Origin of the sequence: Aurantimicrobium minutum (assembly GCF_029893825.1) — a bacterium.
Taxonomy (GTDB): Bacteria; Actinomycetota; Actinomycetes; order Actinomycetales; family Microbacteriaceae; genus Aurantimicrobium; species Aurantimicrobium minutum_C.
This window is the reverse complement of sequence record NZ_JARXXV010000001.1, coordinates 570,814-585,075: the sequence shown is the minus strand read 5'-3', so window position 1 is coordinate 585,075 and position 14,262 is coordinate 570,814. Positions and strand designations below refer to the sequence as shown.

Annotated in this window: 14 protein-coding genes and 2 tRNA genes; 11 read left to right on the top strand and 5 right to left on the bottom strand. The window is 51.0% G+C overall.

Annotation, left to right across the window (positions count from 1 at the left end; genetic code table 11):
- Nucleotides 1-105: 105 nt before the first annotated feature.
- Nucleotides 106-179, bottom strand: a tRNA-Gly gene (locus tag M2120_RS02755).
- Nucleotides 180-308: 129 nt separating this feature from the next.
- On the opposite strand from M2120_RS02755, the gene M2120_RS02750 reads away from it, so the two are divergent.
- The 3 genes from M2120_RS02750 to M2120_RS02740 all read left to right on the top strand — a co-directional run bounded on the left by M2120_RS02750 (nt 309) and on the right by M2120_RS02740 (nt 2,126).
- Nucleotides 309-386 (top strand) — tRNA-Pro (locus tag M2120_RS02750).
- A 40-nt stretch (nt 387-426) separates the two neighbouring features.
- Nucleotides 427-1,791, top strand: a complete 1,365-nt coding sequence (tig, locus tag M2120_RS02745; RefSeq protein ID WP_280797193.1) for a trigger factor — start codon at nt 427-429, stop codon at nt 1,789-1,791.
- Between the two features lie 14 nt (nt 1,792-1,805).
- Nucleotides 1,806-2,126, top strand: a complete 321-nt coding sequence (locus tag M2120_RS02740; protein ID WP_280797192.1) for a gamma-glutamylcyclotransferase — start codon at nt 1,806-1,808, stop codon at nt 2,124-2,126.
- Between the two features lie 4 nt (nt 2,127-2,130).
- Here M2120_RS02740 and M2120_RS02735 read toward each other — a convergent pair whose 3' ends face one another.
- The gene (locus M2120_RS02735) at nt 2,131-3,213 is read right to left on the bottom strand and encodes a sensor histidine kinase (RefSeq protein WP_280797191.1); all 1,083 of its coding nucleotides are present in this window, start codon (nt 3,211-3,213) and stop codon (nt 2,131-2,133) included.
- The gene (locus tag M2120_RS02730; protein ID WP_280797190.1) at nt 3,203-3,886 is read right to left on the bottom strand and encodes a response regulator transcription factor; all 684 of its coding nucleotides are present in this window, start codon (nt 3,884-3,886) and stop codon (nt 3,203-3,205) included. Before M2120_RS02730 ends, M2120_RS02735 begins: the two co-directional genes overlap by 11 nt.
- 125 nt (nt 3,887-4,011) lie before the next feature.
- Here M2120_RS02730 and M2120_RS02725 point away from each other — a divergent pair, with 125 nt between their 5' ends.
- On the top strand, nt 4,012-4,776 hold the full coding sequence (locus M2120_RS02725) for a hypothetical protein (protein WP_280797189.1): 765 nt from the start codon (nt 4,012-4,014) through the stop codon (nt 4,774-4,776).
- Between the two features lie 150 nt (nt 4,777-4,926).
- Nucleotides 4,927-6,603: an InlB B-repeat-containing protein gene (locus tag M2120_RS02720; RefSeq protein ID WP_280797188.1), complete on the top strand. Its 1,677-nt coding sequence runs from the start codon at nt 4,927-4,929 to the stop codon at nt 6,601-6,603.
- Between the two features lie 16 nt (nt 6,604-6,619).
- On the opposite strand, the gene M2120_RS02715 is transcribed toward M2120_RS02720, so the two are convergent.
- Nucleotides 6,620-7,255, bottom strand: coding sequence for a LysE/ArgO family amino acid transporter (locus M2120_RS02715; protein WP_280797187.1), 636 nt, complete (start codon nt 7,253-7,255; stop codon nt 6,620-6,622).
- 231 nt (nt 7,256-7,486) lie between these two features.
- On the opposite strand from M2120_RS02715, the gene M2120_RS02710 reads away from it, so the two are divergent.
- The 6 genes from M2120_RS02710 (at nt 7,487) to M2120_RS02685 (ending at nt 13,431) form a co-directional block, all read left to right on the top strand.
- Complete coding sequence (locus M2120_RS02710; RefSeq protein WP_280797186.1) at nt 7,487-9,022, top strand: hypothetical protein; 1,536 nt, start codon at nt 7,487-7,489, stop codon at nt 9,020-9,022.
- Between the two features lie 141 nt (nt 9,023-9,163).
- Complete coding sequence (locus tag M2120_RS02705; RefSeq protein WP_280797185.1) at nt 9,164-9,751, top strand: ATP-dependent Clp protease proteolytic subunit; 588 nt, start codon at nt 9,164-9,166, stop codon at nt 9,749-9,751.
- 28 nt (nt 9,752-9,779) lie between these two features.
- Nucleotides 9,780-10,445 carry an ATP-dependent Clp protease proteolytic subunit gene (locus M2120_RS02700; protein ID WP_280797184.1) on the top strand — a complete coding sequence of 222 codons (666 nt, stop codon included), beginning with the start codon at nt 9,780-9,782 and terminating at the stop codon, nt 10,443-10,445.
- Nucleotides 10,446-10,594: 149 nt separating this feature from the next.
- Nucleotides 10,595-11,890: an ATP-dependent Clp protease ATP-binding subunit ClpX gene (gene clpX / locus M2120_RS02695; RefSeq protein ID WP_280797183.1), complete on the top strand. Its 1,296-nt coding sequence runs from the start codon at nt 10,595-10,597 to the stop codon at nt 11,888-11,890.
- A gap of 120 nt (nt 11,891-12,010) precedes the next feature.
- The gene (locus M2120_RS02690) at nt 12,011-12,955 is read left to right on the top strand and encodes a methylenetetrahydrofolate reductase (protein ID WP_280797182.1); all 945 of its coding nucleotides are present in this window, start codon (nt 12,011-12,013) and stop codon (nt 12,953-12,955) included.
- Nucleotides 12,956-12,984: 29 nt separating this feature from the next.
- Nucleotides 12,985-13,431 (top strand): VOC family protein, encoded by a 447-nt coding sequence (locus M2120_RS02685; RefSeq protein ID WP_280797181.1) that lies wholly within the window; start codon nt 12,985-12,987, stop codon nt 13,429-13,431.
- A gap of 65 nt (nt 13,432-13,496) precedes the next feature.
- On the opposite strand, the gene lexA is transcribed toward M2120_RS02685, so the two are convergent.
- Nucleotides 13,497-14,171 (bottom strand): transcriptional repressor LexA, encoded by a 675-nt coding sequence (lexA, locus tag M2120_RS02680; RefSeq protein WP_280797180.1) that lies wholly within the window; start codon nt 14,169-14,171, stop codon nt 13,497-13,499.
- Nucleotides 14,172-14,262 lie beyond the last annotated feature (91 nt).

Genomic DNA, 14,262 nt, shown 5'->3' with positions numbered 1-14,262 from the left:
TCGAATAGTTGAGCATAGCCCACGGACACTGGGTCTTGTCTAGTCGGAATTTTCCCGTCGTGGGAAAAGAAAAATCCCCCGAAATTCCGGGGGATTTTCTCTATTTGGAGGGGATGACGGGAATCGAACCCGCGTAATCAGTTTGGAAGACTGAGGCTCTACCATTGAGCTACATCCCCGTGGACTCCACCGGTTTGTCGGTGGGCACTCGAACCATCTTATACATAGTAGAGTGGTACTCGGTCATTTCGCCTCGGCGAATACCGGCCTTGCGCAAGTTGTCTTTGTGAATAACTTCTCTGCAGGACCGGGGCGTAGCTCAGCTTGGCTAGAGCGCCCGCTTTGGGAGCGGGAGGTCGCAGGTTCGAATCCTGTCGCCCCGACCATACTCAGATCCATCACCATCACAAGCAGGAGTACCCCTTCGTGAAGACCAAGGTCGAAAAACTCAGTAACACCCGTGCCAAGCTCACCATCACGGTGACCCCTGACGAGCTGAAGCCAGCTATCAAGCACGCTTACGAGCACATCTCTGAATCCCTCAACGTTCCTGGATTCCGCAAGGGCAAGGCACCTGCTGCACTGATTGACCAGCGCGTTGGTCGCATGGCTGTGCTCGAGCACGCTGTGAACGAGGGTCTGGAAGGTTTCTACCGCCAGGCAGTTCTCGACGAGAAGGTGCGCCCCATGGGTCGCCCCGAGGCAGACATTGTGACCTGGCCAGCCGAGAAGGACTTCTCTGGCGACCTGGTTGTCACCATTGAGGTTGACGTTCGTCCCGAGGTGAAGCTTCCCAAGCTCGACGGTCTCACTGTTGAGGTTGAAGCAGCTGCTGTTTCCAAGGAAGACGTTCAGAAGGAACTCGACGACCTGCGGAGCCGCTTCGGCACCCTCGTCACCGTTGACCGTCCAGCTAAGAAGGGTGACTTCGCTCAGCTCGACCTCGTTGCAACCATTGGTGGCACCGAAGTAGACACTGCACAGTCCATCTCCTACGAAGTTGGTTCCGGCGAGCTCATCGAGGGAATCGATGAAGCTATCGAGTCTCTCACCGCTGGTGAGTCCACCACTTTCGAGTCCAACCTTCTCGGTGGCGACCACGAAGGTGAGAAGGCACAGATCGCTGTGACCGTGACCGCTGTCAAGGAGCGCGAGCTTCCCAAGGCAGACGATGATTTCGCTCAGATCGCCTCTGAGTTCGACACCATCGCAGAGTTGACCGAGAGCCTCAAGGCACAGGCTGAGCAGCGCAAGGTTGCTGTTCAGGCACGTGAAGCACGCGAGAAGCTTGTTGCCAAGCTTGTTGAAGAAGCAAAGATTGAAGTTCCTCAGGGCATCATCGATGACGAGGTTCACCGCCACCTCGAGGGTGAAGGTCGTCTCGAAGATGACAAGCACCGCGCAGAGGTTATCGAAGAGTCACAGACTCTGTTCGCAACTCAGATCCTGCTCGACACCATCGCTGAAGCTGAAGAGGTTCAGGTTAGCCAGGACGAGCTCACTCAGTACCTGATCCAGGGCGCTATGCAGTACCAGATGGATCCTTCTGAGTTTGCCAAGATTCTCACCGAGAACAACCAGATTCCTTCCATGGTTGCTGAAGTTGCCCGCAACAAGGCAGTGAGCATCATCCTGAGCAAGGCAAAGGTTGTTGACACCAAGGGCAAGACCGTTGACATGAGCGCATTCGCTCCTGTTGATGAGAAGAAGGCAGAAAAGCCAGCGAAGGCTGAGAAGCCAGCTGCTGAAAAGAAGCCTGCAGCGAAGAAGCCAGCTGCGAAGAAGGACTAGTTTTTCGTAACTTTATGCGTCTAGCCACGTATGGAACTTTGGGGCCAGGAAAGCCCAACCATCATCATGTTTCGATGATTGAGGGAACCTGGTCGATAGGTTTTGTACGTGGCTTTTTGCATGAAGAGGGTTGGGGTGCTGCGCAAGGTTTCCCCGGAATCATTCTGGATTCCGCTGGCCCAGAAGTTGCCGTAGATCTTCTCGAGAGTGAAGAACTTGCTGAACACTTTGATCGGTTAGATTCTTTTGAAGGCCCCGGCTATCAGCGAGTGCTCACTGAGGTAAAGACAAGTACTGAGGTTCTTCAGGCGTTTATTTATGAACTTGTTCAATAAGTGTTTACGAGCTTAAGAGTGAAGCTCGAAGAAGTACGTGATTTTCTTGGCCCATTGTCAACGACCAACTGCCCGAGAATTGTGATGTCCACGCATCAATAACGGCAGTTCCGGAGCCAGAAGAAATCGCTGTCCCAGAAAGTACTCGGCCATTATTCTGAACAGTTATCTCAAGTAGTTCTCCACTGCGTAACACTTGCACTTGGCATTGGGTAGCGTGACCATGAACGGCTGCGTTGAGGATGCCTTGCTCAATAATTCGATATATCGCGAGTTGTCGTCGAGTATCGATGGTGCGTGGATCAAGGGTGACACTCACGGCTATGTTCATAGAATCCCGGTATCTCGCACTGAGCTCGGTCAAGCATCGCTCTAACCCAACAACCGCTATGTCGGGACTGAGAAGTCTGCTTGCATCTCTGACGTCGAATCGTCGGATTTCTTCGAGTTCCTCGATAACAGATTTCAGCTCAGCTTTATGTTGGTCGCTGAGTTTTTCGGAAATGTTTCCTAACTGCATGTTCGCAACGACCAAGCCTGCTTGAACTCTGTCATGCAAGAAATCTGCAACTTCGCGTCGTGTGCCTTCATCGGCTTGGAGTAGGAGTGAACGCTGCCGATCTACTTCTGCCAAAGCATCCTCTGCACGAGTGGCTTGTCTCCTAATGCGATTTTCACTGATGCCAAAAATTGTTGAGACGGTGAGAATTACCAAATACATGCGAAGTGTGTTCAGTGGGGCATCCATGACAGGCCTTCCGTCATAGATGCCAAATAGAACAGCGAATATCCCTGAAATGAGGAAATTGATTCCGAGATATGTTGCTTGTTTCTGTCGACGTGTTGGTGCTCGCTTGATCAAGACAGATGTGAGCGCAAAACCTGCCCACAGAATCGCAGCCATAGCGATGCTGCTTGGTAAGAAGTGGATCCATGCTTCTGCGGTCGACTGACCATGGCTGACTGCTAAACGAACCCCTGAAAATTGGTTGAGGAACCCAGCGATGATTGCGAACCCAATGGGGTGAATGGGCCATGGTCCTGCAACAAAGTCGAAGATGCGGGCAAAAGCGGTTTTATTCAGCATTACCCCACGCATAGTTTCTACTGAGCCGGAGGTATCTGAGCACGGCTGTTGTTCTGAGGTCAGTACCTGCTCCAGGATGGGGGACTAAGACTTTGTATATTCGGGAAAGTTCCTGCCTAATCGTTACAGCGGAGACACCAAGTTTTGTCGCAATGTGTGGCACATCAAGACCTTCGATCAAGAGAGCCATAATTTTGTGCTGCCGAGGGCTCAGATCCTTCAACCCTGAGTCTGCAGCAGGTTCTTCCCGATCAGTCTGAGAGAGTTTGGGGTCGATAACTGAGAGCCCGAGCGCGGTGGCCCTCAGGACCTCAACGAGGTAGGGCATGTCAATGGATGCACTCTTTTGCACCGTTGACCACCCCTCTCGTATCCGCGCATTCATGTTCAGGGGAAAGGTTGATTGGGCATGCTGAGAATAAATGACGATGCCAATATGGGGTTGGATTGTTCGTAACTGTAGGCCTAGTTCAATCCCGTTGGCGCTGTCTTGGCCCAGAGCAATGTCTAGAAGCGCCACATCGAAATCTTGTTTCTGAGCAAGTTCAAGCGCAGGAGTAGAGGCTTCTGCTTGCCCCGTTACATCAATACCGTCTTGTTTCGTGAGTAAGCCGCTCATTATCGACCGAAGTGCAGGGTCATCTTCGACATAGAGAACACGTGTATTGCGCACAATGTCCTCCAGTTCGTAACCAGGTCGCAGTTTTCAAAATACCTGTAGAGCCGTATTCCTTTACAGACTCATACATCTGTATGAATATCTCAACACATCTCTCCAATCTGGTTACTGTTGGCGCTATGTCTCAGCTTGCAATGCGCACGCGCGCAGGGATTTTTGCCCCTGTCGCCCTTGTGGTTTCTTTGTTCATTGGTCTTTTCCCTGCGCTGTCAGCAACAGCTCTAGGAACACTTGATCAGCAAGCAACAGGTTCTAGTACTCGTTGGTACTACATCATGAACAATGTTCCATTGGCACAGGTTTTCACTGCTGGAGCGTCAGGGCAGTTAGACCGAATTTCTATTGATGCTTACTCTTTCCAGAGCGCTACCACGGCTCCGTTGGTGGCTTCGATTTATGCTGTCGATGGATCAGGATTTCCTACCGGTAACTCATTGAGCTCAGCTTCAGTTTCACAAACTCTCATTCCAGGAACAGTGTCCACAGTTGTGTTTGATTTCACTTCGCCTGTAACTGTTGCTAGTGGAACCGCATACGCAATTGTGTTCAGCACCACTGGTTCTGGTGAATATCACTTTGAAAATGCGACCACTGTTCCAGCTGGTGCAAAGGGAGTTAAACCAGGTTCTGGAAACGTCGGTTGGCAAAACTACATCGATACTGGTGTTACCCCTAATCAAACGAGTTTTCGATTTGCAACATATGTAACAGCAGTTCCTTCACCCTCGCCCTCAGCGTCTACTTCAGTAATTTCTGACCCAAACCTTGCAAACACGGGTATTCAAGAAACTGATGTATTTCCGCTAATGTCATCGGGACTCATGTTGCTACTTGCAGGTCTCGTGATGTTATTGCTTGGGCGAAAAACCGCCACACATAACTAGTGGGATATAAACGTAGACACTTAATCTGCAAAAGTTTTTGAGAATTCCGGAAGCTTCGAGCAAAACTGAATTTTGGTGTTGGGTGCAAGATGCTCTAGATGAGGCGGAAAGCTATACTGAAGGCACAATTTTCTGGACTTTTCTGGGTATATGAATAAAAAATTACTCTCGGCGCTCACTGCGATTTTTGTCGTCATTTCGCTCAATTTTCCTCATTCTGCTTTCGCTGCTCCTGGCGATAGCATCGCGCTGTATTTGTCCGCGCCTTTAGTCCAGGGCTCCTCGGTAACTGGTTCGGGAACGCAGACAGAAAATTTCAATTCATTTACGGGGGCTGCGTGGCCTGGAGCGGATTGTCCTGCAAATACTGCAGTAGGAACAATTACCTCTTCAACTCTCACTGGCGGGGCGCAAGCTGGATTGAGCGCCTGCCGAATCTTAACCCCACAAGGCTACGGGGGTGCGGAATCACAATCCGCCAGTCCGAATTATGGCGGCAACGGTACAAACTTCGCTGCAACTCTTTATCGGGATCCAAATCCAGCTGGAACAATTACCTTTACTTTTCCTTCAGCAGTCAAATACGTAGGTTTCTGGTGGTCTGCTGGAAATACCGGAAATACTGTTGAATTTCTCAACAATGGTTCTGTCGTCGCCTCATATGACTCATCTCAGATGATGACACTTTTAGGCGGCAGTGTTCCGAGTCCATACCCGGGCTCCGCATCTTTGACTTCGCTTAATGGTTCTTCATATCTCAAAGGTCGATATTTTGGTAACCCACGTGGTTTCACCTCCTTGACTCCGAATACTCGTTCATCAATTGATGACACTTCAGTTTTTGCGTATTTCAATTTGTTTCTCGGAGGAAATACTGCCGTTGACGCTGTTCGATTTAGCGGACAAGGTTTTGAATTTGATAATTTGACCACTTCAACGAACCAACAAACACCAGACGGATCTCTGGTTTTCGCCAGTAGCGTCTTGGGTAAATCTGTTCAATTCATGCCCAACGGTGCTGGAGTTACTGGAACCATGCCAGCTCAAACTGATTCCAGTACAGCAAACCTCACACCAAATACGTTCTCGAGACCTGGGTATTCATTTACTGGCTGGAATACTCAGTCAAACAATTTGGGCACTGGTTATTCCGATCAAAGTTCATACAATTTTGCCAATGACCTTACTCTTTATGCGCAATGGTCTGTCGGCACATATCTAGTTACTTTTGACGCTCAAGGTGGCTCATCTAATTCATCAAGCTCATATCAAACCGGTGGTTCTGTCACGCTTCCCAATTCTCCGACTAGAAGCGGTTTTCATTTTGATGGCTGGTATTCCGCCCCCAGTTCAGGTACAGCACTCACTTCGCCATATTCACCAACGGGTTATGGGGACATTACGTTATATGCGCACTGGACAGCGCTTCCGACACAAAACGTATCTTGGTCTCCAACGAATTTGACTATGAATGCAAGTCCGTCACTTCCAAATGTGGCAGCGACAAGTTCCGGAGACGGTGCGATTACGTACTCTGTCGCCAATGCAGGAGTATCGGGATGCTCAGTTAACCCTTCCACCGGTGAAATAACTTTTAGCCACTCGGGAACATGCCTAGTACGTGCAACTGCTTCTACCACTGCAAATTATGTGTCGGCATTTACCGAAAGAAGTTTTACTTTAGAACTCCCCTCAACAGACCAATCAAGCGGTGATTTAGCAAGGACGGGTCAAAATATGACTCTCACCTTATTACTGGGATTTATTGCGCTTGTGGTAGGGCTTTTCTTTTCGCGAAAGATCTTAATTTTCTCAACCCAAAAGTAGTTTTCTGGGTTTTCACTCAAGACGAGACTAAAACCGATAAGAAATTCACGATCAAACTCATCCCAAGGGTAAACATAATTACGGCAATGACTGCGTCCAGTACACGCCATGCAGTCGGCTTTGTGAATACGGGGGCCAGGAGGCGTGCGCCAAAGCCGAGGGTGCTGAACCACACTATGCTGCCAATCATGGCGCCAGCGGCAAACCACCAGCGGTTCTGTTCGTAAGTTCCGGCAACAGAACCTAAGAGCAATACAGTGTCCAGATAGACGTGGGGGTTCAGATAGGTGAGAGCAAGCACGGTGCCCACGGCAACCTTGAGACTGATTGCAGCACCACCGGTGTCGGTGTTGAGGACTTCGGGTTTCCAGGCGCGCTTGGCTGCCATGACGCCGTAGGTGCACAGGAATCCGCCACCGATGAGTTCAATCAGGAGCAGTAACCACTCCAGTTGCTGAATGATGGTACCCAAGCCGGCCACGCCAACGGCAATCAGCAGTGCATCGGAGAGCGCACAAATCGCCACAATCACAAAGACATGTTCTTTGCGCAGGCCCTGGCGCAGAACGTATGCGTTCTGCGCGCCAATGGCAACGATCAATGACAGTCCAAATCCAAGGCCGGCGAGTGCGGCGGCTAGATGTAAAGACATTCCACCAGTGTATTTCTACTGTTTAACAGATATGTCTCAACACGATAAAAGCAAGCATCTCGATATTGACGAACCGTGTCCGTCAATGTCCCAAGTTCAGTCAGAATGAATCTCATACATATGTATGAGAAAACAAAGACGTTTTGGTTATTTCCATACGCTGGCTGAATGCCCTGGTTTGTCACGCACAAGTGCCTCACTGTGTCTTTCATCGTTTCAATCTCACTAGTTATGGCCGCGATGATTGGGGCAACAAGTGCACGTGCCGCGGGTGGTCCTGAGCAACAGGTCACAGGCACTTCTCTCTCAACATCTGTGCTCAATAATCCGTCAAATAAAGTCGCAGAAATATTTACTGCGGTTGGAACGGGCATTCTTCACCGAATAACAGTTGATGTTCAGAAGACAGGTACGCCTGGCGATCTCAAAGTCGAAGTAGTCAATACTGCCAATGGCTCACCGGCAACAGGTGCTGCCCGGGCTAATACGACGGTCTCAGCTTCTGCCGTATCTACGTCAATGTCTACCATTCAGTTCGACTTTGTGTATCCCGCAGCGGCTTACAGCGGAACCTCTTACGCACTTGTCTTCACAACAACCTCGGCGGATGTGTCCAACTACTACAGCTTTGCCACCGAAACTTCGGGTGTCAACGGCTCTCACCTGTTTACTTATGCTGGGTCGTGGGTGTCTAGTACAGATAGCCTGCGCTTTGGTGATTTTGTGCAAGCCTTTGCCCCTGCTACGACCCTGCCGGCAAATAATAAGATGCTGGCTTTTCCGTGTGATTCAACTGCAGGAACCAAGACTTTTATTGATCTATCCTCCAATGGAACTCTGACGCCGAATACTAATTCGCCAGAGGCCTCAAGCAAGTGTTATTCGGGCGGCGCTTACAACCCCATCACTAACAAATTTGTTGTAGTTGATGGGAACAGTAGCTGGTCCAAGTTGTATGAAATTTCGCCAGTTTCTGGCGCCACAGAGGCGGAACTGACGTTCTATCTGTCAAACGCTCTCAGTACGGTGACCATCGACTCTGTGGCAATCGACCAATACGGTTACATGTATATTTTCCGGCGTAACAATTCTGTTTATTACGCTCAACCTCGAGGTGCTGCTAACCAATATGACCTCATTCTGTTGGCATCTGGTTTGCCACGAAGTGGGTTGGCGAGTGGGTTTAACCCTGTAGATGGCAATTTATACAGCCTGATGGATAGTCAAGCCGGTGGGCCAAGCCAACTGTTTTTTCTCACCTTGACTCGTAATGGTCAAAATATTCCTACTTCTGCTTCTGTTTCATATGCGATGATGGCGCCGATGTGTCTCTCCACTTGTTACAGCCTGAATTTTGATTCATCAGGGGTGGGTTGGCTAACGAATAGTTTTGAAGCAAGTCCAGGGGTGTGGGTTACAGATATGTACTCCATGACCAGTGCAGTTGGTTCAGCCACCTATAGCTTCCAAGGTCGCCTGGGAGCAGGTGCTGGCTATTCAGATTCATTACTTATCTACCCAGCTACAATCCCACTCATGACAGTGCCTGCTGCACCCAGCCCCACTCCGACACCTTCGAGCCCCACGTCGACACCAACTCCCACATCATCAGCGTCCGGTGCATCAACATCGTCTGGGTCACGAAACTCAAGCTCGCTCGCAGAAACTGGTAACCCAGCAATTCTGAACGAAGTTCTCTTTTGGCTTGCTTTCTCTTCTTTGTTGTGGGGCGTGATGATCTATCTCCGCAGAAGTCGTTTTGTGTAGCCGGCTGTTGATGTGAAGGTTTTCATCTGCAGGCGAACGCCACTCCGCCTGGGGCGAACACTGCCGTGTTGAGTGTGTTTGCTCCAGTAGATTCGAAGCATCGCAAGTGAACACTCTTGCGGTTGTTGAAATGGAGCTGACATGGCCGACATGGTAATGCCGAACAACGTATTTGAGCGTCTACTCAAGGACCGCATCATTTGGTTGGGTTCTGACGTGCGCGACGACAACGCAAACGAGATTTGCGCCAAGATGTTGCTGCTTGCGGCAGAAGATGCCGAGAAGGACATTTACCTCTACATCAACTCTCCTGGTGGTTCGATTACTGCAGGTATGGCGATCTACGACACCATGCAGTTTGTTCCTAATGACATTGTCACCGTGGGTATCGGTATGGCGGCCTCGATGGGTCAGCTTCTCTTGACCTCTGGAACTAAGGGCAAGCGTTACATCACCCCGAACGCTCGTGTTCTGCTGCACCAGCCACACGGTGGTTTCGGCGGTACTGCTTCTGATATTCAGACTCAGGCTCAGCTGATCAACTCGATGAAGCAGTCTCTTGCTGAGATCACAGCATCACAGACTGGCAAGACCGTTGAGCAGATCAACGCTGACGGTGACCGTGACCGCTGGTTCACTGCACAGGAAGCTCTCGAATACGGCTTTGTTGATCACGTACGTGCATCAGCAAGCGATGTCACCGGTGGTGGCGGAACCAAGACTGCGTAAGCACCAAAAGAAGATACGAGGACTAATTATGACTATCCCAACCTTTGGTGGAACCGCATTCAACGGCCAGGAAGCTCCTTCCAGCCGCTACGTACTTCCTACCTTTGAAGAGCGCACCGCATACGGATACAAGCGTCAGGACCCCTACGCCAAGCTTTTTGAAGACCGCATTATTTTCCTGGGAGTTCAGGTTGATGACGCATCTGCTGATGACGTCATGGCTCAGCTGCTTGTTCTGGAAAGCCAGGATCCTGATCGTGACATCGTGATGTACATCAACTCTCCCGGTGGATCCTTCACCGCCATGACCGCGATCTACGACACCATGCAGTACATCCGCCCCCAGGTTCAGACAGTCTGCCTTGGCCAGGCAGCTTCAGCAGCTGCTGTGCTGTTGGCTGCTGGTGCACCGGGCAAGCGTCTTGCACTTCCCAACGCACGTGTTCTCATTCACCAGCCCGCCACTGGCGACGCTGGTCGTGGACAGGCTTCGGATATTGAAATCCAGGCCAAGGAAATCATGCGTATGCGTGAATGGCTTGAGGAGACTCTGTCTAAGCATTCCAACCGCACGGTTGAGCAGGTCAACAAGGACATCGACCGTGACAAGATTCTCTCGGCAACTGAAGCGCTCGAGTACGGTCTCATTGACCAGGTTCTGACCTCACGTAAGAACGCGGCACTTACTGCGTAATTACTGAAATTCATAAGAAAACCCCGGCTTCGGTCGGGGTTTTCTTATTTTCGGCACGCCGGGACGCCACATCCACAAGTGACAATGAACGTCTGTGGTTCGGGTTAGGCTCGAATGTCTGGAAAAACAGATGTTCAAAGGAGTTGACCATGGCACGCATCGGCGAAAGCGCTGACCTGCTCAAGTGCTCCTTCTGTGGCAAGAGCCAGAAGCAGGTAGCTCAGCTCATTGCGGGCCCTGGCGTTTACATCTGTGACGAGTGTGTTGAGCTGTGTAACGAGATCATTGAAGAACGTCTCGCTGAAGCCAACGAAGAAGGCGTCATTGCAGATTTCGATCTGCCTAAGCCTCGCGAAATCTTTACCTTCCTCGAGGAATATGTCATTGGCCAAGAGCCTGCGAAGAAGGCTCTCTCGGTTGCGGTCTATAACCACTACAAGCGTGTTCGCGCTGGTGAGGGTGTCAAGACGGCAGAGGAGAAGGCCAACGAAGTTGAAATTGCCAAGAGCAACATTCTCCTCATTGGTCCTACCGGGTGTGGCAAGACTTATCTTGCACAGACTCTTGCTCGCCGTCTGAATGTTCCGTTCGCTGTTGCTGATGCAACATCGTTGACGGAAGCTGGTTATGTCGGTGAAGACGTTGAGAACATTCTTCTCAAGCTTCTGCAGGCAGCTGACTTCGACGTCAAGCGTGCAGAGCAGGGAATCATCTATATAGATGAGATCGACAAGATTTCCCGCAAGGCAGAGAACCCCTCAATTACCCGTGACGTTTCTGGTGAAGGTGTTCAGCAGGCACTGTTGAAGATTCTTGAAGGCACCGTTGCTTCCGTCCCGCCACAGGGTGGTCGTAAGCACCCCAACCAGGAATTCATTCAGCTGGACACCACCAACGTGTTGTTTATTGTTGCTGGTGCATTCGCAGGACTCGAAGACATCATCCAGTCGCGTGCAGGTAAGACCGGCATCGGTTTTGGTGCGCCGCTGCAAAGCAAGGAAGAAGCACGTGACTTCTTCGCTGAAGTACTTCCTGAGGACCTGCATAAGTTTGGTTTGATCCCAGAGTTCATTGGCCGACTCCCTGTCATTGCCACAGTGTCTCCGCTGGATCGCAGTGCATTGATTGACATTCTTACCGAGCCTAAGAACGCACTGGTTAAGCAATACCAGCGTATGTTTGCTCTCGATGACGTGGAGCTGGAGTTTGAACCAGCAGCCCTTGATGCCATCGCTGACCTCGCCGTGCTTCGTCAGACCGGTGCTCGTGGTTTGCGTGCCATCTTGGAAAATGTTTTGGGCCCCATCATGTTTGAGGTTCCCTCAACAGACCAGATCCACAAGGTCATCATTACCGCAGACTGTGTCACGGAGAATGCAGCTCCCACGATCGTGCCTCGTCTCGCCCCAGCACGTTCAACTGAGCCCGAAGAACGCACTGCCTAACAAGCACTGCTAACATTTCATTACGCCAATTGTGGCGAGTAAGCGACTGCCGAGCCCGGCCCACGCTTCGCGGATAACTTCCTGTTGTCTTTTCACGCGAATAGTGCCCCGAGGATTCTGATGAGTAACGCTTCTACTTCCAGCTCTACCGAGCTGAACATTGGCGTGCCCTTTTCTTTTGAGGTTTACCCTCCGCGTAATCCTGAGCTTCGTGAAGCACTGAACAAGACCATTGTGGAGCTGGCAGCTACCGGCCCTGACTTCATCTCGGTGACCTATGGCGCTGGTGGTTCCTCTCGTGATGCAACTCTTGAGTGTGTGAAGTTCATCCTCGCCAACACCGATGTTGAGCCTATGGCACACCTCACCTGTGTGGCGGAGTCATACCAAGGCGCTAATGAACTTGTCAGGACTTTTCTAGACGCGGGTGTGCGCTCCTTCCTTGCATTGCGCGGAGACCCGCCAGAGGGAACCCACGAGGGCGAGAACTTCTTAGGAGACCTTGGCAGTGCGGCAGAGCTTACTCAGCTCATACACCGCGTTCAGGCCGAACGAGAGCCCTTTGTGTTTGAGGAAGAACCTCGCTGGCATGCAGGTGCCACGAGGCTGAGTCAGAAGCGTGAGTTCGTTCGTATTGGAGTTGCCGCATTTCCTAATGGGCACCCTCAATCTCGATCCAAGACCCAAGACATTGATGTTCTCCTCGCCAAAGAAGCTGCTGGGGCAAACCTGGCCATTACGCAGCTCTTCTTCCATGCTGATGACTATCTTTCCTTCGCGCAGAAAGCGAAAGAAGCAGGTCTGACTATGCCGATCATTCCCGGCATCATGCCCGTCATCAGCCCGGTTCGTCTGCGTCGCATGATTGAGATTTCTGGCGAAGAAATGCCTAGCGATTTAGAGATTGCACTCGAGATTGAGCCAACTGCTGAGGGGCAGCGTGAAATTGGTGTTGAACATGCAGTGAACCTTGCACAGGAGCTCATAGCTGGGGGAGCACCAGGCATTCACTTGTATGCGTTCAACCAGAGCGGACCTGTTCTAGACGTTCTCGGGCGGCTGTAGCGTCTGATCGAGGGCATAGGCTGGGCAGCATGCCTTCAATCAGTCACATGCTCTGGTTAGATACTCAAGCTGAAGAAGCTGCTGAGTTTTATGTTTCGATATTTCCGGATGCCTCCATTCTGAGTGTTTCTCACGGACCCGACGGCAGTGTCTTTACTGTGGAGTTTGAACTCCAAGGAAAGCGTTACACCGCACTCAATGGTGGCCCGCTGTTTACCTTCACCGAAGCGTTCTCGATCTTTGTGACGGTGGATGGCCAGGACGAGGTTGATTACTACTGGAATGCCCTGACCGCTGATGGCGGAGAAGAGAGCCGGTGCGGTTGGCTCAAGGATAAATACGGAGTGTCCTGGCAAATTATTCCCAAGCAGCTAGGGGAAGCACTAGGCAATAGTGACCCTGCCGTTTCGACCTATGCGATGTCCGCCATGATGAAGATGTCGAAGATTATCGTGAGTGATCTACTTCCTCGTTAGGAGGTCTCTCGTAAATAAAAGTCCCGCACGCTGTATTCAGCATGCGGGACTTTTGGATGGTGAGGTTAGACCGAACGAAGAACCGTCACAACCTTGCCCATGATGGTGGCGTGATCACCCAAGATGGGTTCGTAGTTGCTGTTGCGAGGAAGTAGCCAAGTGTGGCCATCGCGCTGACGGAATACCTTGACGGTTGCTTCTTCGTCGAGCAGTGCAGCAACGATGTCACCGTTTTCTGCTGTTTGCTGTCGGCGTACTACAACGAAGTCGCCATCGCAGATGGCGGCATCAATCATGGATTCACCCTTGACCTTGAGCATAAATAGCTCACCATCGCCCACGAGCTGCTTGGGCAGGGCCATGGTGTCTTCTGTGTGTTGTTCTGCAGTAATTGGTCCACCTGCAGCGATTTGACCAACGAGGGGCACCATGACGGCATCTCCGAGCGGGATGACGTTGTCAGAGGTGACGGTAGTTGTGCGGGGTGTGCTGGGCTGGCCCAAGACTTCGAGTGCGCGGGGGAGTTTAGGATCGCGGCGGATGTAGCCACCGAGTTCGAGCTGCTGAAGTTGGTAAGTGACACTTGCCAATGAAGAAAGGCCTACCGCGTCACCAATCTCCTGCATGGAGGGTGGGTAGCTGTTCTCGTCAATATAGGCAGATATCACATCGAGGATGAGTTGCTGCTTTGCACTCAATCCTTTGCGTCGTTTGCTTTCGCCAGCTGGTGTCTCAGTCATGGCATTTTCCGTTTCTGTTGGGAAGTTCGTGATCCTGCGAACGTGAATGTCCGTGGCTCATGATGAACTTTTCTCAATACCGAAAGAGTAT